General features: G+C 73.4%; 22 protein-coding genes. 12 read left to right on the top strand and 10 right to left on the bottom strand.

Features of this window, described 5'->3' with window-relative positions; translation table 11 throughout:
- Positions 1–67 precede the first annotated feature (67 nt).
- Positions 68–763: a PAS domain-containing protein gene (locus KM933_RS08010; RefSeq protein ID WP_260333212.1), complete on the top strand. Its 696-nt coding sequence runs from the start codon at positions 68–70 to the stop codon at positions 761–763.
- Between the two features lie 52 nt (positions 764–815).
- Positions 816–1,589, top strand: coding sequence for an aminotransferase class IV (locus tag KM933_RS08005; RefSeq protein ID WP_221349630.1), 774 nt, complete (start codon positions 816–818; stop codon positions 1,587–1,589).
- Positions 1,590–1,672: 83 nt separating this feature from the next.
- Here KM933_RS08005 and KM933_RS08000 read toward each other — a convergent pair whose 3' ends face one another.
- Positions 1,673–3,991 (bottom strand): FdhF/YdeP family oxidoreductase, encoded by a 2,319-nt coding sequence (locus KM933_RS08000; RefSeq protein WP_221349628.1) that lies wholly within the window; start codon positions 3,989–3,991, stop codon positions 1,673–1,675.
- 38 nt (positions 3,992–4,029) lie between these two features.
- Entirely contained in the window at positions 4,030–4,548 is a 519-nt protein-coding gene (locus tag KM933_RS07995; RefSeq protein ID WP_221349626.1) for an SRPBCC family protein, read from the bottom strand.
- 229 nt (positions 4,549–4,777) lie between these two features.
- Between KM933_RS07995 and KM933_RS07990 the strand changes: the two genes are divergently transcribed.
- From KM933_RS07990 to KM933_RS07955, 8 genes are all read left to right on the top strand, one after another.
- Positions 4,778–5,338: an RNA polymerase sigma factor gene (locus KM933_RS07990; RefSeq protein ID WP_221349624.1), complete on the top strand. Its 561-nt coding sequence runs from the start codon at positions 4,778–4,780 to the stop codon at positions 5,336–5,338.
- The gene (locus tag KM933_RS07985) at positions 5,335–6,171 is read left to right on the top strand and encodes a zf-HC2 domain-containing protein (RefSeq protein ID WP_221349622.1); all 837 of its coding nucleotides are present in this window, start codon (positions 5,335–5,337) and stop codon (positions 6,169–6,171) included. Before KM933_RS07990 ends, KM933_RS07985 begins: the two co-directional genes overlap by 4 nt.
- On the top strand, positions 6,168–7,001 hold the full coding sequence (locus KM933_RS07980) for an ABC transporter ATP-binding protein (RefSeq protein WP_221349620.1): 834 nt from the start codon (positions 6,168–6,170) through the stop codon (positions 6,999–7,001). The genes KM933_RS07985 and KM933_RS07980 overlap by 4 nt, the downstream gene beginning before the upstream one ends.
- The gene (locus tag KM933_RS07975) at positions 6,998–8,377 is read left to right on the top strand and encodes a hypothetical protein (RefSeq protein ID WP_221349618.1); all 1,380 of its coding nucleotides are present in this window, start codon (positions 6,998–7,000) and stop codon (positions 8,375–8,377) included. The genes KM933_RS07980 and KM933_RS07975 overlap by 4 nt, the downstream gene beginning before the upstream one ends.
- Positions 8,374–8,946 (top strand): hypothetical protein, encoded by a 573-nt coding sequence (locus tag KM933_RS07970; RefSeq protein WP_221349617.1) that lies wholly within the window; start codon positions 8,374–8,376, stop codon positions 8,944–8,946. Before KM933_RS07975 ends, KM933_RS07970 begins: the two co-directional genes overlap by 4 nt.
- 334 nt (positions 8,947–9,280) lie before the next feature.
- Complete coding sequence (locus tag KM933_RS07965; protein ID WP_221349615.1) at positions 9,281–10,561, top strand: MFS transporter; 1,281 nt, start codon at positions 9,281–9,283, stop codon at positions 10,559–10,561.
- Positions 10,562–10,798: 237 nt separating this feature from the next.
- Positions 10,799–11,395 carry a hypothetical protein gene (locus tag KM933_RS07960; RefSeq protein ID WP_221349613.1) on the top strand — a complete coding sequence of 199 codons (597 nt, stop codon included), beginning with the start codon at positions 10,799–10,801 and terminating at the stop codon, positions 11,393–11,395.
- Between the two features lie 31 nt (positions 11,396–11,426).
- Entirely contained in the window at positions 11,427–11,960 is a 534-nt protein-coding gene (locus KM933_RS07955; protein WP_221349610.1) for a 2'-5' RNA ligase family protein, read from the top strand.
- Positions 11,961–12,139: 179 nt separating this feature from the next.
- Here KM933_RS07955 and KM933_RS07950 read toward each other — a convergent pair whose 3' ends face one another.
- From KM933_RS07950 to map, 4 genes are all read right to left on the bottom strand, one after another.
- Complete coding sequence (locus KM933_RS07950) at positions 12,140–12,319, bottom strand: hypothetical protein (RefSeq protein WP_221349603.1); 180 nt, start codon at positions 12,317–12,319, stop codon at positions 12,140–12,142.
- A 241-nt stretch (positions 12,320–12,560) separates the two neighbouring features.
- On the bottom strand, positions 12,561–14,291 hold the full coding sequence (locus KM933_RS07945; protein ID WP_221349601.1) for a SpoIIE family protein phosphatase: 1,731 nt from the start codon (positions 14,289–14,291) through the stop codon (positions 12,561–12,563).
- 12 nt (positions 14,292–14,303) lie between these two features.
- The gene (locus KM933_RS39075; protein ID WP_308013303.1) at positions 14,304–15,332 is read right to left on the bottom strand and encodes a dihydrofolate reductase family protein; all 1,029 of its coding nucleotides are present in this window, start codon (positions 15,330–15,332) and stop codon (positions 14,304–14,306) included.
- Between the two features lie 102 nt (positions 15,333–15,434).
- Positions 15,435–16,211, bottom strand: a complete 777-nt coding sequence (gene map / locus KM933_RS07935) for a type I methionyl aminopeptidase (RefSeq protein WP_221349599.1) — start codon at positions 16,209–16,211, stop codon at positions 15,435–15,437.
- A gap of 93 nt (positions 16,212–16,304) precedes the next feature.
- Between map and KM933_RS07930 the strand changes: the two genes are divergently transcribed.
- Positions 16,305–16,571, top strand: a complete 267-nt coding sequence (locus KM933_RS07930) for a helix-turn-helix domain-containing protein (protein WP_221349597.1) — start codon at positions 16,305–16,307, stop codon at positions 16,569–16,571.
- A 234-nt stretch (positions 16,572–16,805) separates the two neighbouring features.
- Here KM933_RS07930 and KM933_RS07925 read toward each other — a convergent pair whose 3' ends face one another.
- Positions 16,806–18,491, bottom strand: coding sequence for a tannase/feruloyl esterase family alpha/beta hydrolase (locus KM933_RS07925; protein WP_308013302.1), 1,686 nt, complete (start codon positions 18,489–18,491; stop codon positions 16,806–16,808).
- Positions 18,492–18,792: 301 nt separating this feature from the next.
- Here KM933_RS07925 and KM933_RS07920 point away from each other — a divergent pair, with 301 nt between their 5' ends.
- Complete coding sequence (locus KM933_RS07920) at positions 18,793–19,173, top strand: VOC family protein (protein ID WP_221349595.1); 381 nt, start codon at positions 18,793–18,795, stop codon at positions 19,171–19,173.
- A gap of 32 nt (positions 19,174–19,205) precedes the next feature.
- Here KM933_RS07920 and KM933_RS07915 read toward each other — a convergent pair whose 3' ends face one another.
- From KM933_RS07915 to KM933_RS07905, 3 genes are all read right to left on the bottom strand, one after another.
- On the bottom strand, positions 19,206–20,429 hold the full coding sequence (locus KM933_RS07915) for an MFS transporter (protein ID WP_221349593.1): 1,224 nt from the start codon (positions 20,427–20,429) through the stop codon (positions 19,206–19,208).
- A 250-nt stretch (positions 20,430–20,679) separates the two neighbouring features.
- On the bottom strand, positions 20,680–21,036 hold the full coding sequence (locus tag KM933_RS07910; RefSeq protein WP_221349591.1) for an STAS domain-containing protein: 357 nt from the start codon (positions 21,034–21,036) through the stop codon (positions 20,680–20,682).
- Positions 21,033–22,367 (bottom strand): PP2C family protein-serine/threonine phosphatase, encoded by a 1,335-nt coding sequence (locus KM933_RS07905; protein WP_221349589.1) that lies wholly within the window; start codon positions 22,365–22,367, stop codon positions 21,033–21,035. Before KM933_RS07905 ends, KM933_RS07910 begins: the two co-directional genes overlap by 4 nt.
- Positions 22,368–22,450: the final 83 nt, after the last annotated feature.

The following is a 22,450-nucleotide window of genomic DNA, read 5'->3' as shown; positions in this document are numbered from 1 at the left end:
TTTATTTCCCGGGCATTCATCTGCTTACTCCCGGTGATGAACTAGAACAAGAAGGGTTTTGAGATCCTTGTCGCCCACCCCCCACGCCACGCTCATGGACCGCACGCCCGTCGTCGGTCCGGTCGGCTCCTCCGAGCCGGCCGACGGTCTCACCGAGGGGTTCGACCGGGCCGGTGCCTACGTGGCCTGTCTCGACACCTCCCTCACCGTCCAGCAGGTCAACCAGGAGTTCGACCGCCGCTTCGGGGGAGCGGCCTCCCCTCTCTGCGGCAAGCACTTCTGCGACCTGATCCACCCGAGCGTCCGCCAGCCCCTCGTGCAGCAGTTCTCGCGCATGCTGGAGGGCAAGCGGCACAGGTTCACCACGGAGGTCATCGCGGTCGGCCAGGACAACACGACCTCCACGCTCCCGCTGAGCGCCATGGCGGTCCGCGGCGGCCACACCCCCGACGTGGCGGCGATCCTCGTGGTGATGTCCGCCGCGGACGAGCGGGCCGGGTCCCCGGAGGTGATGGCGCCGCGCAAGAAGCTCCTCAGCGAGATCGACGCCCGCATCCTGGAGGGCATAGCGGCCGGAGTCTCCACGATCCCCCTCGCCTCCCGTCTCTACCTCAGCCGCCAGGGCGTCGAGTACCACGTCACCGGCCTGCTGCGCGCGCTCAAGGTCCCCAACCGCGCCGCCCTCGTCTCCCGCGCCTACTCCATGGGCGTGCTCAAGGTCGGCACCTGGCCGCCGAAGGTCGTCGAGGACTTCATCAAGTGAGACGGCCACCGCACCTTCCGCACGACGGCGGCCACCGCGACAGGGTGACGCCATGATCGAGATCGACGGGGGGCCCGCGGCCCCCGACGACCTGACGGCCCTGGCCCTGACCAACTACGGCCACTTCACCACCCTCCTGGTGGAGGACGGCCGGGTGCGCGGCCTGGACCTCCACCTGGAGCGGCTGATCCGCGACTGCCGGATCCTCTTCGACACGGCGCTCGACCCGGACCGCGTACGGGCCCTGGCCCGCCGGGCCGCACCGGACCGGGGCCGCAGGATCGTCCGCGTCACCGTGTTCGACCCCGCGCTGAACCTCGCCACCATCGCCGCGGACGCCCGTCCGCGGATCCTGGTCACCGCGCGGCCCGCCCCGGAGGCGGACCCCGGTCCCCTGCGGGTACGGACCGTGGCCCACCGCCGCGACCTGCCCGAGGTCAAGTCGGTCGGTCTGTGTCCCGCGCTGCGACTGCGCCGCCGGGCCCAGCGGGACGGCTACGACGACGTGCTGTTCACGGGACCCGACGGGGAGATCCTGGAGGGCGGCACCTGGAACCTCGGCCTGGTGCGCGACGGTCGAGTCGTCTGGCCCGGGGGAGACATCCTCGCCGGCACGACCCGGCACCTGCTGCGCCGCGCGGGGGAGGACCCCACGGACCTGATCGACCTGTCCGGACTGGACGGCTGCGAGGCGGCGTTCGCCACCAACGCCGCCGTCGGCGTCCGCCCCGTCACCCGCATCGACCATCGGGAGTATCCCGCGTCCCATCCGGAGGTGACACGGCTCGCGACCCTCTACCGGGAGCTGCCCACCACCGTGCTCTGACGGACGGCGGACGGCGGTACCGGGCCGCCCTCCCATGAGCGGGCGGCGGCCCGGGACCTCCCGGACCGCCGCCCACCCGGGGGTCAGCTCCCGGCGGCCGCGGGTACCGGCGCCGCCGCGGGCTCCAGGCGTACCACGATCCCCTTCGACGTCGGCTGGTTGCTCTTGTCGGCCACGCTGTCCAGCGGCACCAGGACGTTGGTCTCGGGGTAGTACGCGGCCGCACAGCCCCGCGCGGTCGGATAGGGGACGACCCGGAAGCCCTCGGCGCGGCGCTCGGTGTCGTCGTCCCACACGCCGACCAGGTCGACGTACTGCCCCTCGGCCAGACCCAGCGCGGACACGTCCTCCGGGTTGACGAGCACCACCCGGCGGCTTCCGCGGATGCCCCGGTAGCGGTCGTCGGCCGTGTAGGGGACGGTGTTCCACTGGTCGTGGGACCGGAGGGTCTGCAGCAGCAGGTGCCCCTCGGGGGCCCGCGGCATCTCGAAGGCGTTGGCGGTGAACAGCGCCTTGCCGACGTCGTTGTGGTAGACGCCCTCGTTGACCGCGTTGGGCAGCTGGATGCCGCCGGGCCGCGTCACGCGCCGGTTGAAGTCGTGCAGCCCCGGCACGATGCGGGAGATGCTGTCACGGATCACGCCGTAGTCGGCCTCGAACCGGTCCCAGGGGATGTCGCCGACGCCGTCGCCGAGGGTGTGGCGGGCGAGCCGGCACAGGATCGAGATCTCGCTGAGCAGCAGCGGCGACGACGGCCGCAGGCGCCCGTGGGAGGTGTGCACCTCGCTCATCGAGTTCTCGACGGTGACGAACTGCTCCCCGTCGGCCTGGACGTCCCGCTCGGTGCGGCCGAGGGTCGGCAGGATGAGCGCGGTCTCGCCGCACACCGTGTGGGACCGGTTGAGCTTGGTCGAGATGTGGGCCGTCAGACGGCAGCCGCGCATGGCCTCCTCGGTGATCTCACTGTCCGGGGCGGCCCGGACGAAGTTGCCGGCCAGGGCGAGGAAGAACTTGACGCGGCCCTCACGCATCGCCCTGATCGCGTTCACGGAGTCCAGCCCGTGGGCGCGCGGCGGGTCGAAACCGAACTCCTCCTGGAGCGCGTCCAGGAAGTCGTCCGGCATCTGTTCCCAGATGCCCATCGTGCGGTCGCCCTGCACGTTGCTGTGCCCGCGCACCGGGCAGGCGCCGGTACCGGCCCTGCCCACGTTCCCGCGCAGCAGCAGGAAGTTGACCATCTCCCGGATGGTGGGGACGGCGTGCTTGTGCTGGGTGATCCCCATCGCCCAGCAGACGATGACGCGTTCGCTGCGCAGCACCTCGTCCCGGACCTGCTCGATCTCCTCGCGGGTCAGACCGGTCGCGGCGAGGATGTCGTCCCAGCCGACGGTGCGGACGTGCGCGGCGAACTCCTCGAAGCCCTTGGTGTCGCTGCGGATGAAGTCATGGGCGAGCACCCGGCCGGGCCGGGCGTCCTCGGCCTCCAGCAGCAGCCGGTTGATCCCCTGGAACAGCGCGAGGTCGCCGCCGTTGCGGATCTGCAGGAACCGGTCGGCGATCTGGGTGCCCTTCCCGATCAGCCCACGGGGCTTCTGCGGGTTCTTGAACCTCAGCAGCCCGGCCTCCGGGAGGGGGTTCACCGCGATGATGCGGGCCCCGTTCCGCTTGGCCTGCTCCAGCGCGGACAACTGGCGCGGATGGTTGCTCCCGGGGTTCTGCCCCACGACGAAGATCAGGTCGGCGTGGTGCAGGTCGTCGAGGCTCACCGTTCCCTTGCCCGTCCCCAGCGTCTCGTGCAGGGCGAAGCCGCTGGACTCGTGGCACAGGTTGCTGCAGTCGGGCAGGTTGTTGGTGCCCAGTGCCCTGGCGAACAGCTGCAGGAGGAACGCGGCCTCGTTGCTGGCCCGGCCCGAGGTGTAGAACACGGCCTCGTCGGGGGAGTCCAGCGACTTCAGCTCCCCGGCGAGCAGCCCGAAGGCGTCGTGCCAGCTGATCGGCTCGTAGAAGTCGGAGCCCGGCCGCTTGACCACGGGCTCGGTGAGCCGTCCCTGCTGGTTCAGCCACTGGTCGGACCGCCGGGCCAGTTCGGAGACCGTGTGCGTGCGGAAGAAGTCGGGGGTGACGCGCCGCGACGTGGCCTCGTCGTTGATGTGCTTGGCGCCGTTCTCGCAGTACTCGTTGCGGTGCCGGTGCCCCGGCGCGGGATCCGCCCACGCGCACCCGGGGCAGTCGATGCCGCCGACCTGGTTCATGGTCAGCAGCGTCTCCCCGGTGCGCACGGGGGAGGTCTCCTCCAGGGAGTACTCCAGGGCGTGCACCACCGCGGGCACGCCCGCGGCCCACTTCTTCGGCGATGACACGGTCAGAGCCTCGTTCGGCTCGTCGCCGGGCGCCTTCTTCATCAGGTTGCCTCTCGCTCACACTGCTGCCGCTCGCGGAATCAGCCGACGGGCCAGTGGGCCGCGCGGCTCCGGTCCGGCTTCGGTTCCCGGGGCCGTACGCGCCCGTCGCGGATGACGCCGCGCCAGGCACCGCTCTCCGCGCCGAGCCCTTCGACGTACTCCTTGAAGTGCGTCAGCTCCGTCCGCACGACACGGCCGGCCAGCCGGGGAAGGCCGCCGAACACACCGGTGGCGCCCCGCGAACCGATCTCGATCCGGACGGTGACGGCCGTACCGCCCGCCGTGCCGGGCCGGAACGACACCTCTCCCCGGTGGACGGGACGCCGTCCGAGGCCCTGCCAGGTCAGGTGCGAGTCGGGTTCCTGCTCCACGATCTCGATCTGGAACTCGCGGTGCACGGGGCCGAACCCGAGCGTCCAGGTGAGGAGCGCCGGCCTGACCTGGACCACCTTCTTCACCACGGTCATGAACCCGGGGAAGCCCTTGAACTGGGTCCACTGGTTGTACGCGGTCCGCACCGGAACCGCGACCTCGATCGTTTCCTCAACCGTATACATGGCCCACCCATCGTCAGGCGTCGCTCGCCCCAGTCTCACCGCATGTCCGGCCGGTCGCCACACGTGATCACGCGGGCAGCCGACAGCCCTCCCTGCCCGGCGTCCGACTACCCGTGATGCAGATCCCCTAACGCGGGGCGGGACGCGCCCCGGCCGGGCGACCGGCCACGGAGTGACGGGGATCACGTCCCGGCGAAAACCCGGAGCCCGGGCCCGGCGTCTAGCCGGTGTGAGATCAGTGAGGAAGGCACCGGGCGAGCCGGACGAGGAACGTCTCGTCCGGCTGGTGGCCAAGGGCGACCGCGCGGCGTTCGAGGAGCTGTACCGGCGCACCGCGCCGTGGTTGGCGGTGCGGCTGCGGCGCCGCTGCGCCGACGAGCAGATCGTCGCCGAGGTCATGCAGGAGACGTACCTGGCGGTGTGGCGCGCGGCGGGCGCGTTCGCCGGGGCCGCGGTGGGCGGGACCGCCGTCGGCTGGCTGTGGACGATCGCGGCACGCCGTCTCGTCGACGCGTTCCGGCGCAGGGCCCACCACGCGCAGCCGCCGCCCGCGGCGGCCCCGTGGCCGGTGGCGCCCGCCGCCGAGGAGGAGGCGCTCGCGGCCGGTGTCGAGGGCGACGTCGGGGACGCGCTGCGGCGCCTGGCGCCCGAACTCGGACAGGTGTTGCAGGCCATGGTGCTCGACGGGCTGTCCGTCCGGGAGACCGCGGTCCTGCTGGGCGTGCCCGAGGGCACGGTCAAGACCCGGGCCCGCCGGGCCCGGACCGAGATGCGGAGGGCCCTGGCATGAGCGCGGAACACGTGGCGGCGCGGCTCATCGACGACTACGCGCACGGCGGGCCGGACATCGCCGCCGACGAGCTGTGGGCCCTGGAGGCCCATCTGGAGGTGTGCCGGGACTGCCGTGCGCGGCTGTCGGCCGCCGTCGCGGCCCGGGCACCCGCCGTGACGGCGCTGGTCGACACCGTGTGGACCGGCCTCGAACCCCGGCTGGCCGCCACCGCCGGCCTGCCCCGCCGCCGGCGCCGGCCCGCCTGGCTGTCGGCGTGGCTGACGCCCACGACGGTGCCGTGGCTGGCCATGGTCATGAGCGTGACCCTGCTCGCGCTGCTGCTCGACCTGGCCGGCCCCGGCACGGGGTACGGCTCCGGTCCCGGCGAGGTGCCGCTGCTGCTCCTGCTCGCCCCCGTCCTGCCCGTCCTCGGCGTCGCGGCCTCGTGGTCGCGCGGCCTGGACCCGGCGTACGAGCTCACGGTGTCCACACCACGGGCGGGACTGCCCCTGGTGCTGCGGCGCACCGCGTCCGTGCTCGCCGTCGTCGTCCCCGTGCTGCTTGCGGGCGGACGGCTGACGGGGACGACGGCCGCGCAGTGGCTGCTCCCGTGCCTGGCGCTCACCTCGGCGACCCTGGCGCTGGGCGCGGTGATCGGCGTGACCCGCGCCGCCGTCGCGCTGGTGACGCTGTGGGCCGCCGTGGTCCTGGCACCGGCCCTGGCCACCAGCCGTACGCCCCTCGTCCTCCACACCCACGGTCTGCCCGTGTGGGGACTGATCCTCGCCCTCGCCACCGGTGTCGTGATCGCCCGCAGGGGCGCGTACGCCGAGCTGGGGGCCCATCGATGACCGACAGGAAGGAACACCACGTGATGTCCGCGGTGAACGCGGCCGACCTCGCACCGGCCCCCTACGCCTGGCAGATCCGGGCGACGGGGCTGAAGGTGCGGGCCGGCCGCACCCGGATGGCCGTCGACGGGCTCGACCTGTCGCTGGGCACCGGCGTGCACGGCCTGCTCGGCCCCAACGGAGCCGGCAAGACCACCCTCATCCGGGCGCTGGCCACGGTGCTGCGCCCCGCCGGGGGCACTCTGGAACTGCTCGGCGAGTCCGTGGGAGGCCAGGGCGGACACCGGGCACTGCGCCGCCGCATCGGCTACCTGCCGCAGGAGTTCGGTTACTACAAGCGCTTCACGGTACGTGAGTTCGTGGAGTACATGGCCTGGCTGAAGGAGGTCCCCAAGGCGGACGTCCCCGCCGCCGTGCAGCGGGCGATCGAGCGGGTCGGCCTCGCCGACCGCGCCGACACGCGGATGAAGGCCCTGTCGGGCGGCATGGTGCGCAGGGCCGGGATCGCCCAGGCCGTCGTCAACGATCCGGCGGTCCTGCTCCTGGACGAACCCACGGCCGGTCTCGACCCGGCCCAGCGGGTGCGCTTCCGCAAGCTGTTGCAGGAGCTGGGCACGGACACCTGCGTGGTCGTCTCGACGCATCTGGTGGAGGACGTCGCCGCCGCCTGCACCGACGTGGTGCTCTTCGCCGAGGGCCGGCTGGTCTTCCAGGGCACCCCGGACGAACTGGCCGCGGCGGGCGGGCCCGGACACGTGGGCGACAGCCCGCTGGAGCGCGGCTACTCGGCCCTGCTGCTCACCCCCGGGCGGACGGGAGGCGCCTGGTGAACCTCCGTGTCCTGCGCATCGAGTGGAGGCGTTCCGCCGCCCCGTACGCGTCCGCCGTGCTCCTGGCGACCGCGGTGGCGTTCCTGTACCTGCTGTCCGGAGCGTGGTCCAGGGGCACCGCGCAGTGGACGGCCCAGTGGACGTCCATGGCGCTGTGGACCCGCACCCTGCTGGTCTTCCTGTGGCCGCTCGCCGTGGCGTTCGGGGCGCTCGCGGGCCTGCGCGACCACCGTTCGGGGATGTCCGAGCTGCTGACCAGCACGCCGCGGCCCGCCCGGCACCGCGCCGCGACGACGGCGGGCGTGACCGCGGGCGCGATGGCCGCGGCCTTCGCGCTCCTCGTCCTCCTGGGCGCGGTCCAGGTCCTCGGCGACACCCGGTACACGCACCTCGGCTGGCTGCCGATCCCACTGGTCGGCGTACTCTCCCTCGTCGCGGGAGCCGTCCTCGGCATGGGGATCGGGCGGACCCTGCCCTCCCCCCTCACCCCGCCGGCGCTGGCCATGGCCGCCTTCGTGCTCGTCAACCTCCTGCGGCGCTCCATGGACGTGGCGGTGCCGACCGCCACCGTGCCGAACCGGATCTCGCTGCTGTCCCCGGTCGAGGGGGAGGTGCGCGAGATGCTCCTGACCCTCTCCACCGCCGTGCACGCCGGCCAGACGGTCTGGCTCCTCGGCATGGCCGCCACGGGCTTCGCCCTCCTGACCGCCGCGACCCGGCGCGCCCGGCTCCTCGCCCTGGCACCCGTCCTGGCGGGCGCGACCGTCGCCCTGCTCGTCCTCCCCGCCGATCCGCGCCGGACGTACGTGGTCGACGAGGCCGCCGCCGCCCGGGTGTGCGACGGCCCGGTGTGCGTGACGAAGGCGCACGAGGCGCGCCTCGCAGGGCTCGCGGGGCCAGGAAAGAAGACACTGCGTCTCCTGCGCGGCGCCCTGGGCGGGCAGGCACCGGCCGCGGTCCGGGAGAGCACCGCCCTGCGCGGAATCCTCGACCCGGCGGACCGGTCCCGCACGGCCGTGCTCGTCGACTTCGACGACGACGCGATCGCCGGCGCGAAGGGCGAGGAGCTGACCCGCGCCCTGCTGGGCCAGGGCCTGGCGCCGGTCTGCTTCGCCCGCAGCGCCGCCGAGAGCGGCTCGCTCGGCGAGACGGCCGCGCAGACCGTCGCGGCGGCCTGGGTCCTCGGGGACCTCGAACCGCTCGGCGGCACCGTGTACGCGCCGGACGAACAGCTCGACGTGGCCCGCCCGGTGTGGACGGAGCTCAGGGCGGCGCCCCGGTCCGAACAGGTCGCGCGCGTCAGGGCGGCGCACACCGCCGCCCTGACGTGCGAGGGCGACCCGCTCGACGTACTGAACGGCGGTCCGGGCCGATGAGATGGCTGACGCTGTACGCGCGTTCCCGGCAGGTGCCCGCTTCGCTCGCGGCGGTGCTGGTCAGCACGGCGGCGGTGTGGGCGCTCACCCGGGACGGCGGGGGACCGGCCGATCCGAAGACGTCCGTGTTCGTCCTCGTCGCCGGGGTGACGGCGGCGTCGGCCGGGCTCGGCGGACAGGACCCCGCGCTGGACCGTACGGCCGCGATCGACTGGCGGCCCCGCCGGGCGGTCCACGTCCTGCTCGTCGGCAGCGTCGTCGCCGCCGTGCTCCTCGCGGCGCGGGCGGCGGGCGCGGACCCCGCCCCGGCCGCGTTCGTCGTCCGGGACAGCGCGGGGCTGGCGGGCCTCGCCGCCCTCGGCGCGGTGGTGTGCGGGGCGCAGTACGCGTGGACCCTGCCCGTCTCCTGGCTGTCGTTCTCGGTGCTCGTCCCGGCCCCGGCGAGCGTGCCGATGGAGGCGGCGGCCTGGATGGTGATGCCGCCGGGCACCACGACGGCCACCTGGACGGCCGTGACCCTGGCGGTCACCGGCACCGCGGCGTACGCCTTCGCGGGTCCGAGGCGGTAGCACGACGAAGGCGGCAGCGGGGTGGAGGCGGTAACGGGGCGAGGGCGGTAACGGGGCGAAGGCGGCCGCAGGGCGGGTTCGCCGTGCCGCGGGGACTTCAACCGCTTTCCGCGCCGGGCCGCCGGGGCTAGTGTTCCGGCACGGCGAGTGATCCACGAGGAGCGAGGACATGCCCGGTCGTCCGAGCGCGCGTTGACCCGTGGGCCGTGCGCGGCCCGTCATCGCGTGCTGCCCCGATACCGCGGCACAGCGAACCTTCCGCCGCCCGAACGTCCGGCGCGCCTCCCGTGCGCCGGACGGCGGGCCCCGTCGCCGTACCTCCGAGGGGTCTTCCGTGCCGTCCGCGTCCTCCGCCGTGCCCGGTCCCGGCCGGCCCGTTCCGCCGGGTCCGTGGCACGACGCCGACTTCCGCAGGCTCTGGACGGGGCAGACGGCCTCCCAGCTCGGCGAACACACCACACTGGTGGTCCTGCCGCTCTTCGCCGTCCTGACGCTCGACGCCGGCGCCGGCCAGCTGGGTGTCCTGCGCGCGGTGGGGCAGGCGCCGGTCCTGCTGCTCTCGCTCCTCGTCGGCGCGTGGGTCGACAGGTGGCGGACCCGCACGGTGATGGTGCTGACGGACGCCGGCCGGGCCCTGGCCCTGGGCGCCGCCGCCGTGGCGGGCGTCCTCGGCGTCCTGGGCCTGCCGGCGCTGTTCGTGGTCGCCTCCGTCGTCGGGGCCCTGTCCGTGTTCTTCGACGTGGCGTACCAGGCGTCCCTCGTCCGGCTGGTACGACGCGACCAGCTGGTGCGGGGCAACAGCGCGCTGGAGGGCAGCCGGTCCGCGGCGCAGATCGGCGGCCCCGCCCTCGGCGGTGCGCTGGTGTCACTGCTGTCGGCGCCGGCCGCCGCCGCTTCCGGCGCGCTGTTCTTCGCGCTGTCGTTCCTGTCGGTCCGGCGCATCCGGCGGACCGAACCACCCCCGAAGAGCCCGCGACGCCCCCCTCGGGTCCGGCGGCGCATCCACGAGGGACTCCGCTTCGTCGCCGGCGAGCCCCTGCTGCGGACCGTGTGCCTGGCCTCGGCGGCCTTCCAGTTCTCCCTGGCGGCCGTGATGACCGTCTATCTCCTCTTCCTGCCGCGGGAACTGCACCTGTCGGGCACCGCCGTCGGACTGGCGCTCGCGGCGACGGGGCCGGGCGCGCTCCTGGGCTCGCTGCTCGCCGCCCGCCTGCCGCACCGGTTCGGGCACGGCGCGGTGCTCGTGTCCGCGGCGGTACTCGGCGACGGCGTGTTCCTGTGCGTGCCGGCGCTGCACGGCTCCTCCGCGGTGACCGTCGCCGTGCTCCTCGCGGTCAACTTCGTGTTCGGGGCCGGCGGTCAGCTGGTGAACGTCACGGTCATGGCCGTCCGGCAGGCCGTCACCCCGGACGGGATGCAGGGCCGCGCGGCCGCGACGATCACGTTCGTCGGCATGGGACTGACCCCGCTCGGCTCGCTGCTCGGCGGGCACCTCGCGGACGAGTGGGGGGTGCGCACCAGCCTCCTGGTGACGGCCGCGGGCATGCTGCTCTCCCCGGCGCTGATGGCGGTGTCCCCGCTGGCGCGCCTGGGAAGGACGCTTCCGGCGGCGTAGGACGCGGCACGCGCCCCGGCTCCGGCCTCGGCCCCGGTCTCCGGGCCGGGGGCGCGGGCGGACCGCTCGGCCACCGGACGCACGACCTCGGGCGGCCGCAGCCGCCCCGGCCGGCGCCGGGGGTGACCCGTTCGTACCAAGCCCGCTGGCGCCCCGCTCCCGACGCGGGTCAGGGTGGGCAGGACCGCTCTTCGGCTGTTCCACCGGTTCACCCGACCCCTGCGAAGGAGTTCCCTCATGTCCGAACGCAACACCCTCATGCGCGGCCTGCACGACGTCGGACTGGCAGCGTGGTTCGGCGGGTCGCTGATGGGCGCCGTCGGCCTCAACGGCGCCGCCGAGTCCGAGGGCCGGTCACGGACGGCCACCGCCCGGATCGCCTCGTCCGGCTGGGCGAAGTGGACGCCGGTCAACGCCGTCGCCATCGGCATCCACCTGTTCGGCAGCGGCGGAATGCTGGCCTCGGACGCCTCCCGCGTCGCCACCCAGCCGGGCGCGGGCAGCGCCACCGTCGTCAAGACCGTCGTCACCGGTGCGGCCCTGGCCGTCACCGCCTACTCCCGCATCCTCGGCAAGAAGGTCGAGCTGGCCTCCTCGGACGACCCCGAGGACGCCGAGAAGGCGGCCAAGCACCCCATCGACACCGAGAAGGCCCAGCGCCAGCTCGTCTACGCGCAGTGGGCGGTACCGGCACTGACCGGCATCCTCGTGGTCCTCGGCTCCCTGCACGGTGAGCAGCAGCGGCACGCCGGGCACACGCAGGGCATGATGCAGCGGGCCCGGTCGATGTCGTCCAGCACGCCCTCGGCCTTCGACCGGTGCTTCACGCGCTGAGCACGCCCGCGGCGTCCCGCGGAGGGGAGTGATGGACACGGTCGAGTTGCTCCTCGAACGCGACCTGGAACACCGGGTCCTGGACGTCTGGGAGCAGCTGGCCGCGCGGGGAGAGCCCAGCCGGCGGAACCACGGCCACCCGACGAACCGGCCCCATCTGACCCTGGCCGCGGTCGACTCCCTGACCGCGGCGGCGAAGGACGAACTGCGGGGGCGGCTGGGCGGCCCGGACTGCCCGGCCGTCCTCGACGGGCTCGTGCGCTTCTCCGGCCGTACGCACGTGCTCGCCTGGCGCGTGCGGCGCGTTCCCGAACTGCTCGCCGTGCACGCCGCCGTCCACGACGTGCTTCTGGCCACCGGGTGCGAGCCGGACCACCCCCTGCTCCGGCCGGAGACCTGGCAGCCGCACATCACCCTCGGCCGCAGCCGCCGCCCGGCGTGGAACGTGCCGGACGACCAGCTCCTGCCGCCCGGCCTGCGGGACGGGCCCGTGCACGGCCGGTTCACCGGCGCACGCACCTACGACTCGCGCACCCGCACCGTCACTTCACTGTCGCCCGGATGAGAACCGGCGCGGAGCGCACCGGCAACCGGGGGCCGCCGCAGGCACGGTGCCGAAAACGCCGTGCCACGGGCCGGCGACGGCCACCCGGCGCAGTACGTCCGGCATCCCGGCGACGCGCGGGCCGCCCCCGACGGCGCGCCGCGTACCCCGCGGCCCGGAGGAACCGCGTACCCCGTGGCTCAGAGGAAGAAGACGCGGGCGGCGAAGAAGCCCGCGAAGACCACGGCGCCGAGGATGATCAGCCAGAGCCAGACGCCGGGGTGCTCCCACACCCCTCCGTCCGCGCGCTCCTCGTGCGCCTCGGCGGTCGAACCTTCGACCTGGGGCGTCTCCTCCGGGGGCACGCGCGAATCCGTCATGACTCCAGGCTCGTGCAAGTCACCCGCGCGCGCATCCGCAGACTCGTGCATGCCCTGGTCCGTCCGGTGGGAACTCCGGCCGGTCGCGGCCGTCCGGGCGTTCGTGGCCGCGGCCGGCGTTCAAGGCAGACGATCACGACGGGCCGTCCGACCGGTCCGGCGCCGACCGTGGTCCGACCGCCGGCGCACTGTACGGACCGTGTCCCGCCGGTGGGGGCGCCGCGGGAGGCGGTACGCGCCGTCACTCCTGGGCGGGAACGGGTGTGCGCAGGGCGATCAGGGCGACGTCGTCGTCGTTGTCCTCGGGGCGGACCTGGTCCAGCAGGGAGTCGCAGAAGGAGTCCAGCGGGCGGTGGGCGAGGGAGGCCGCGTGACGGCGCAACCGGTCCAGCCCATGGTCGATGGAGTGGCGCGGGGACTCGACCAGTCCGTCGGTGTAGAGCAGGATCGTGGCCCGGGGCGGCAGGACGGTGTCGGCGTCGGGGCGCGGTCTGGTGAGTCCGGTCCCGAGGAGTATGCCGTGGGCCTCGTCGAGGTAGCGGGCCTGGCCGTCGTGGGTGACGAGCAGGGGCGGCGGGTGGCCGGCGTTCGTCCAGCACAGGCGCCACAGGGCGTCCTCGCCCAGGGTGAGCCTGGCGAGGATCATGGTCGCCATGGGGACCTCGGCTATGTGCATCACGGCTTCGTCCAGCCGTGTGACGACGTCGCTCGGAGCGGCCTCCGGATGGGACCAGGCGAAGGCCCGCAGCATGTTGCGGACCTGCGCCATCCCGGCCGCGGCGTCGAGATCGTGCCCCACGACATCGCCGATGGCCAGTGCGTGGGCGTGACTGGCCAGGGCGAAGGCGTCGTACCAGTCGCCACCCACGGCCGAGGCGTCCGGAGCGGGCAGGTACCGCGCGGTCATCTCCAGGCCGGGCAGGGAGGGGAGCTGCGGCAGCAGGTGCCGCTGCATGGTCTCGGCGACCTTGCGCTGACGCTGGTACAGGCGCGCGTTGTCCAGCGCCAGGCCCGTCCGGCGGGTGAGGTCCTCCAGCAGAGGCAGGTCGGCGGGGGTGAAGGCGCCATGACGCTGTGCCCGGCCCAGGGTCAGGGCACCCAGTACGTCGCGCAGGCCGCGGATGGGCGCGATGGCGGCGGAGTGCATGCCCGTCGTGGTGAACAGGCGCTGCTGTTCGACCGCGATGCCCGAGTCGGGCGGGCCCTGGTAGGTGGCGGGACCGGCGAGCGAGGAGGAGGCGCCCCGCAGGGCCCGTGACAGGGGCATCGGGGACTCCGCCGGCACGGGGGGCATCGGACCCTGCAGGTCCTCCCGCTCGACCAGGATGCCGTCCTTGTGCTCCATCACCAGGACACGTCGCACCTCGTCGTGTTCGGTGAGGAGGTCGAACACCGCCCAGTCCGCCAGCCGTGGCACGGTCAGGGCCGCCAGCCGGTGCAGCGCCTCGTCCACGTCCAGGGTGGACGTGAGCTGGGTGGTCGTCTCCGCCAGCAGGGTCAGGCGGTCCAGTTCCGTCAGCGGCGCGGAGTGCACGGCGTCACCCTGGTGCTCCCTGTCCTCCTCGTACAGCAGTACCAGCGCACCCGTGACGCCCGGACCCGTCGTGCAGGGAGTGATCAGCCAGGACAACTGGACGAGGCGGCCGTCCCCGCGGACGAACCATTCGGCGCTGCCGTGCCGGGTGTCCCCCGTGAGGAGCGCCTTCCTCATCCGGCAGCGGCTACGGGGCATGGAGTGCCCGTGCTTGTTCCGGTGCAGCAGGTCGTGGGAGTCCTGGCCGACCAGTTTCGCGGCGCTTCTGCCCAGCAGGCTCTGCGCCGCGTCGTTGGCCGCGAGGATGAGGCCGTCGTCGTCGAGCACGACGGCGGACGCCGTCAGGTTCTCCAGGAGCCCTTCCAGCAGGGCCCCGGGTACCGTCCGACGCCCGGGCACGGCTCTGTCTCCCGCGCCGGGAGCGGCAAGGCCGTCCATGTCCCTCCTCGATCAGAACACGATCTGCTGCAGTACCCCGGTGGAACCAACCACAAGCACATGAACTCGCAGTCTTCGCGGACTGTCCACCGGACGATCTCCCACCGTACGGGATACCGACAGGGTGGCCGGGACGCTCGGCGGACGCGGCAGGGAACCCTTCCCCTCCGAGCCGGGGCCCGCTGCCCGTACCCGGCGGACCGGACCGACCGGGCGAGGCCGGTACCCGGCGCCGTTCCCGGGGGCCGAGTGGCGTGCCGTCCACGAGGCGGTCGCCGGGCCATCGCGGTGAGGGGGCGTGCCCGTGTCCGGTTCCTGGGCACCCGTCCGCCGCGCGGCAGCGCCCCCGTCTCCTTCCCCTCGGTCTTCGGCTCGGTCTCCGGCGGGCTGTCCGACCTCACGTCGGCGCCGGACCGGGACGGCGTGGGTGACGGTCGACGAGCCGGTCAGCCCGGACACCCGGTAGCCGTCGATCGCGTCACCCAGACGGTCGAGCGGGCGTTCCCCCCGGCCGATGAGGACCGGCGCGATCACCAGGTGGAGTTCGTCGATCAGGCCGGCGCGCAGATACTGCCGGATGACCGCCGCGCCGCCGCCGATCCGGACGTCCCTGCCGTCCGCGGCGTCGAACGCGCGCCGGAGCACCGCCGTCGGCGGCTCGCCGGTGAAGTGGAAGGTCGTTCCGCCGGCCATCCTCAGCGCCGGGCGCGGGTGGCGGGTGTGCACGAGGACGTCGTGGTGATAGGGCGGGTTGTCGCCCCACCAGCCCTTCCAGGACTCGTCCTCCCACGGCCCGCGCTGCGGTCCGGACATGTTCCGCCCCATGATCGTGGCGCCGATGTTCCGCTCGCCGCGGACGAAGTGGTCGACGTCGGTCCCGGTCCTGCCCGCGGCGGCGTCCGCCGCCGCGGAGACGTACCGGCCGTGCAGGTCGTCACCCCAGCCGACGCCGTCGCCGAACGGGGCGTCCGGGCGCTGGTTCGTACCCGCCATGAAGCCGTCGAGGGAGATCGTCACATTGTGGACGCGGACCTTGGGCACGGGCTCCGCCTTTCGCGTGGCGGTCGTTCTCTCACCCCCGCGTCGTACGGGACCTGCCCGGGTCGACATCCCCGCCCGTGTTCTCCGCCGGTCCTCCGGCCCCTACTCGCTCTCCGGGCGCCGGGTGAGCACGAGCGGACCGGTCTCGGTGATGGCGACGGTGTGCTCGGAATGGGCGGTGCGCGAGCCGTCGGCCGAGCGGATCGTCCAGCCGTCCGGGTCGTAGACGATCTTGTCGGTGCCGGCGGCGAACCAGGGCTCGATCGCGATCGTCAGACCGGGGCGCAGTTTCCAGCCGCGGCCGGGACGGCCGTCGTTGGGGATGTGCAGCTCCTCGTGCATCGTGCGGCCGATGCCGTGACCGCCGAACTCCAGATTGACCGGGTAGCCGTACTCGGCGGCGACGGCGCCGATGGCCGCCGAGATGTCCCCGAGCCTGTTGCCCGGCCGGGCGACCTCGATCGCGGCTTCCAGGGCGACCTCGGTGGCCTCGATCAGCCGCAGGTCCTCCTCGGCCGGGGTGCCGACGACGACGGAGTAGGCCGAGTCGGCGGCCCAGCCGTCGATGGTGACCGCCATGTCCATGGTGAGCAGGTCCCCGTCGCGCAGCTTGTAGCTGTGCGGCAGCCCGTGCAGCACGGCGTCGTTCACCGAGAGGCACACCACGTTGCGGAACGGCCCCTTGCCGAACGAGGGCTCGTAGTCCCAGTAGCAGGACTCCGCGCCGCGCTCCTTGATCCGGCGGCGGGCGTGGTGTTCGAGGTCCAGCAGATCGACCCCCGGCTCGGCCAGGTCGCCGAGTTCGGCCAGCAGCCGGCCGATGAACCGGCCGGTGACGTGCATGCGCTCGATGTCTCCGGGTGACTTGTGCTCGATCACTGCGATCCTCGATTCGTGGGGCGGCCGACCGGTATATTTATACCAGAGGGGAGAGTGGTTGCCGCCGGACACCTGCGCCTCTAGCATGTGCGCATGGTTCGTCATCCGCTCGCCCCCGAACAGATCGAGGCGGGCCGACGCCTCGGGGGCGCGCTGCGCTCCGCCCGGGCCGGACGCAGCCTCGTCGAGGTGGCCCTGGCGGCGGAGATCTCGCCGGAGACCCTCCGCAAGATCGAGACGGGCCGGCTGCCGACGCCCGCGTTCGGCACCGTCGTCCGGCTCAGCGAGGTACTCGGCGTACCGCTGTCCGAACTCGCCTTCGTCTGGCGCACCGATCCCGCGCTGAGCAAGGTGTCCTAGTAACAGCCCTCGGCCCTTGACGGTCCCCGGCGCCCCCTGGCGGCGCGTCCGGCGCCACCGCGACGCTCCTGACACCACGCGTGTCACGCACACCGTACGCCGTACGCCGCATTGAGTCATGTGCGCGTCATGTCCACGCCGGGCCGCCCCGCGCCCGGCTGGGGGAGCCGGGCGCGGGGCGGCGTGCGGTGTTCCTCGGCGGGTGCGGTGCTCCTCAGTGCTCCTCAGCGCTCCTCAGTGGGTGCAGGCGAAGCTCGCGGCGTCGTCCGGGTCGCCGGTGCGGTGCCTGGGCCAGGTGGGGTATTCACACAGCGGACGGGTGCGGTCGTGGACCGCGTCGGTCACCACCGCACGGCCCGGCGGCCGCCCCTCCTCGACCCAGCGCTCCAGAGCGGAGAGCGAGTCGGCGGCGGCCGCAAACGCCGGCGAGCCGAAGTTCGCGTGGTTGGCCCCGGGCAGGACGTAGTACCGCAGGAACCCGCGGGTCGGCCCGGGGCCCAGAACGTCCCGCACGCGCTCGTAGTAGTCGCTCGTCGACCGGTCGGAGACGAGCTCGTCCGCGGCGCCGTGGAGCAGGATCAGCTTGCCGCCGGCGCGGGCGAACGGACGGAGGTCCGCGTCGTTGCGGTCCTGGACCGCGGAGAGGTGACTGATGCGGGCCAGCCACTTCCCCGGGCGCCGGGGATCCACCGCCAGGGGGTCGTGGAGCGGGTCCCGCGTCAGGAAGTACTTGACCCACTGATCCCAGTACTGCATCCCGTAACCGCTCGTCGCCGGCATGGGACCGGCCGGCGCGGTGGTGCCGAAGCCGAGGAACGGGGTGCTCATGTCCGCCCCCGAGAGGAACGGGAAACCCGGGTACCCGGTCTCCCCGCTGGCGATCCGGTACGGCCACCTGAACGGGCGGGACATGGCCGTCACGGCCCCGATCTGAGCATCCGACAGACAGACCGGACCGGTGTCGGCGCCATCCGGGCAGCGCAGCGCACGAGGATCGAAGTGACAGCCGCCCGGGTTCGAGACCACACGGTCCTCGACGCCGTCCAGGCCGTCGCACGCCCCGACGACGCCGCGGTGGAGGAGCGTCTGCTTCTCGGGTCCGGGGAAGGCGCCGGGACGGGAGAGGACCTGCGTCAGGTACCCCAGGGCGAGGACCTCACTGAGGTTGTTCCAGGCGGGATAGGCGGAGATCACGCCGCCGAACGCCGCCGGCCACCGCTGGGCGACCACGAGGGCCTCCCGGCCGCCCGTCGAGCCGCCCGCGAAGTAGACCTCGGCGGGGTCCGTCCCGTAGGCGCGGCGGACGAGGAAGAGGCTCGCGTCGCGGGTCTTCCTGAGCGCGTCACCGGCGGCGAAGTTGTGCAGGGCCTCGTCGTTCACACCGAACGACCCGTCCAGCGACGGAGGAACCGCCGGGCTCTGCCGGTGGCCGGAGTCGCCGGCGAACGTCGCGTAGCGCCGGGCCAGCGGCGCCGGCCGGTCCGTGGGGCCGAACGGGACATCGGCCGTCAGGTCCGGGACGGTGCCGTTGTAGCCTCCACCGCCGAACATCATCGCCTTGCGGTTCCAGCCGTGGGGCAGGGCGACGCGCATCCCGATGTCGGGCGCTGCCGGGTCGACGGGGGAGATGGCGGCGTCGACCTGGCAGTACGTGACCGTCTCGCCGCCGACGACATCGGTCCTGACCGAGACCGCCCGCACCCGGGCGCCACGCGTCGGCAGGCTCACGGCCGACGCCGGGATCCTCGTCCCGGCCAGCCCGGCGCACCGCGGCGTCGTCGTCGGGTGACCCGTCCCGGGCGAGGCCGCCGCGGTGGAGGGACGGGGCCCCGGGACGAGGATCGCGCCTGCCGACAGGACCAGGACCGCCCTCATGGCGAGCCGGCGGGTCCGCGCGCCTCTTGCCGGTGTTCCTCTCACGCTGGCCTCTTCTCTGAACCGCATGAACACGGATCGCCCGAACCGCGGATCGCCCGAACCACGGATCTTCTGAACCGCAAGTCCCCTGAACCGCGGGTCTCCCGAACCGCGGGCACGGAGTCCCTGAGTCTTGCAGGCACGGGGGCGTTCCGTCCGGCACCGGCCCGCTCGGCCGCGGAGCCGCCTGCCCGGGACGGTGCTGGCTCCGGGCGCGGTGGGAACCACCCACTGACGCGCCCGCCCCGGCGGCGATTTCGCACACCGGGGACGGGCACCCGGCGGGATCACTACCCTGATGACCATGCACCGGTCGAGAATGTACGCACTGATCGTGGACGCTCCTGACAGGGATGCCCCGCAGGCGGCACGCTTCTGGTCACAAGCCCTGGGCGTGCCCGCCCGGGTCGACCCGGCGGAGCCCCAGTTCACGTCGTTGGCCGGCGCGGTGGACGGACTGGCCGTGGCGGTCCAGTCGGTCGACGACGCGCCGCGCGTGCACATCGACATCGAGACCGACGACGTCGACGCCGAGGTCGACCGCCTGGTGCGGCTCGGTGCCACGGAGGTCTCCCAGTGGCTCCAGTGCCATGTGCTGAAGGCACCGGGCGGACACCTGGTGTGCGTCATCCCCGTCCACAGCGACCCGGAACTCTTCGCGGCGACCGCGCGCACCTGGGAGTGAGTCGCCCGCCGCGCCCGGACCGGCCCCGACGGCTACGTGCGCTGGGGAACCGTACCGTCCTCGGCGGTCGCCGGGACCGCTCCCGCGGACGAGGCGACCGTCTCGGAGGGGGTGCGGTCCCGGTCCAGGAGACCTCCCGCGAAGGCGAGGCCGAGGCCCGCCACGGCGAGGGCCGCGCCGACCAGGTTGGGCGCGGCCCAGCCCCAGCCCGCCGAGATGACCAGCCCGCCGAGCCAGGCGCCGCCGGCGTTGGCCAGGTTGAAGGCCGAGTGGTTGGAGGCCGCCGCCATGGTCGGGGCGTTCCTTGCCTTGGCCATGAGGAGCATCTGGACGGGCGTGGTGATGAGGGAGCCCATCGCCCCGATGAAAGTGATCGTGACCAGGGCGGGCACGGTGCTGTGGACGGTGAAGTAGAACGTCGCCAGCGCCACGGCGAGGAGGGTGAGCCCTCCGTACAGCGTCGGCCGCAGGGCGCGGTCGGTGAGCGGGCCCGCGATCAGTGTGCCGGCGGTCATGCCGACGCCGTAGAGCGCGAGGACCAGCGTGGTCGAGGAGTCGGAGAAGCCCGTCAGGTGCGTCATCATGGGCACCAGGTAGCTGTAGACGGCGAAGAACCCGCCGAACCCGACGACGGCCGTGGCCAGGCCGATCACGACCTGCCTGTTGCCCATCGCCCGCAGCTCGTGCCGGACGCCGGACTGCTGCCCGCGCGGCTGGTGCGGGACGAAGAGGGCCAGCGAGACGAGCGCGAGGAGCCCGATGACGGCGACCGCCCAGTAGGCGGAGCGCCAGCCGAACTGCTGGCCCAGGGCCGTGCCGGCCGGTACGCCGACGATGTTCGCGACGGTCAGTCCGAGGAACATCTTCGAGACGGCGCGTGCCGCCCGTTCGGGAGCGACCAGCCGCGAGGCGACGACCGCGCCCACACCGAACAGCGCTCCGTGCGGCAGGCCCGCCAGGAAGCGTGCGGCGAAGAGCAGACCGTAGTCGGGGGCGAGCGCGGACGCGACGTTGCCGACCACGAACAGCCCGGTCAGGAGCAGCAGCAGCGGCTTGTGGGACATGCGCGCGCCGACGCCCGTCAGGACGGGGGCGCCGATGACGACCCCCAGCGCGTAGGCGGAGACCAGGTTGCCGGCGTGCGGCACGGACACACCGACCCCGTCGGCGATCTGGGGCAGCAGCCCCATGGTGGCGAACTCGGTGGTGCCGATGCCGAACGCGACGACGGCCAGGGCCAGCAGGGCCAGGGGCATGGTGCGGAAGACCTTTCGAGGACTGCGGTCGGGTCGTGGGAGGCGAGGCCGGCTCCGCGGACCCGTCCGGCCTCGGCGGCCCCTCGCGCTGAGCACCGTTGCCCGGCAGCCCCAGAACGGGGCAAGCCTATAGAAGGCGGCACGAGGACGGAGCGGCCGAGCCCTCCCGGGTGAGCAAGGACACGGGCCGCCGCCCCGGCTTTCGTACCGGCCGCCGCCCGGAGCGACGGCGACCGCTGCCGGTCCCGGGTCAGGACCGCATGGCGGACACGGCCTCTTCGGGGGTGCTGTGGAAGGTGAAGACCTGATCGAGTCCGATGAGTTCGAAGACCCGCATCTGGTCCGGGTTGACACCGGTGAGACTGAGCTGCGACTCGGTGGCCCGGGAGCGGTTGTACGCGGTGATGAGCACCGTGATGCCGGTCGAGTCGCAGTAGGTCAGCCCCGACAGGTCGATGATGACGTTCTCGTCGGCGAAGGGGGCTTCGTTGACGGCGTCCGTCAGGAGGCTGGAGGTGTGGTAGTCCAGTTCGCCCGTCACCGACAGGAGGAAGACCCCTTCGGTGGCATGGCTCGGTGTGACGGTCAGGTGTGCGGGCTCGGTCACCTGTTCTCCTGAAGTGGGGTCTCGGGGTGTGCGGGTACGGAGAGGGCCATGAGGGCGGTGTCGTCGCTGACACCTTCGCCCAGATTGTCCAGGAGCGTCTCGATGCTGCGCAGCAGAGCTCGCTGCGGATCGTCGGTGGCGCCGACGGCATGGGCGGCCGCCAGGTACCGGGTGAGGCCGTCCTCACCGAGCATGGCGCCGTCGGGGGTGCGGGCCTCGGTGAGGCCGTCCGTGTACAGCAGCAGGCTCTCGCCCGCCGACAGCGTGGTGGTGGTCCGGACGAACCGGGGGGCGGGCAGCATGCCGATGAGCTGCCCGCCCATGGTGGAGATCGGCTGTACGGTGCCGTCCGCGCGCAGGGCGAGCGCCGGAGGGTGGCCGCCGCCGGCCAGGGTGACGGAGAAGGAACCGTCGGGCAGGGGTTCGAGCACGCCGAAGACCGCCGTGCAGTAGCGGGGGGCACCACCCTGGTACTCGCCCTTGAGGACGAGGTCGAGGTTGGCCAGCGCGGCGCACGGGTCGGGATCGTAGATGGCGGCGGCGCGCAGGGTGTAGCGGGTCAGGGAGGTCAGCGCGGCGGCGTCCGCCCCTTTGCCGCAGACGTCGCCGAGGAAGAAGGCCCACCGGCCGTCGTCGAGGGGGAACAGGTCGTAGAAATCGCCTCCCACCTCGTGCTGCGAGGCCGTGTGGTACGCGGCCGCCGCCTGCAGACCGGGCACCTCGGGAAGGGTCGGGGGCAGCAGGGTGCGCTGCAGGGCACGGGCGAGGCGCTCCGCACCGGTCCGCCGCTCGCGTTCGGCGGCGATCGTGCGCGCGGCGGACAGCCGCAGCTCGAATGCGTCCATGGCGAGGGCGGCCAGCTCCCGCAGCGAGTCGAGCTGGGCGCCGGTCGGCCGGCGCGGCCGGGTGTCGAGGACGTCGACCGTGCCCAGGCGCTGGCCGTGGGCGGTGGTGAGGGGAGCCGCCGCGTAGAAGCGGACGCCGGGGTCCCCCTCGACGAGCGGGTTGCCCCGGGTACGGGAGTCGGTCCGCGCGTCGGTGACCACGTAGGGCCCGTCCTGCAGGACGGCGGACGCGCACAGCCCCGGGACGCGGCCCGTCCGCGGGGGACCGGGCAGCCCGTGGGCGCCCTTGACCCAGACCCGGTCGGAGCCGACGATCGTCACCGTGGCCATCGGGGCGTCGAATATCCGGGCGGCCAGGGACGCTATCCGGTCGAACGTCCCGTCCGGCGGGGTGTCGAGCGCGAGGTAGCGGTGCACCGCGGCCAGCCGTCGGGTCTCCTCGTCCACCGGCAACGCCGGGGAAGCCTTCGACGGCGTTGTCGTCATCTCTGTTCCGTTCCCCCGCTGCCCGGTCCACTGCCCCGCCCGAGCGATGGTGTCCCGGCCGACTGTCCTATCCTACGAAGTCG

Origin of the sequence: Streptomyces beigongshangae (assembly GCF_019710745.1) — a bacterium.
In the GTDB taxonomy this organism is placed as follows: domain Bacteria; phylum Actinomycetota; class Actinomycetes; order Streptomycetales; family Streptomycetaceae; genus Streptomyces; species Streptomyces beigongshangae.
The sequence above is the reverse complement of the archived record's forward strand: the minus strand, read 5'-3'. Positions and strand labels throughout refer to the sequence as shown.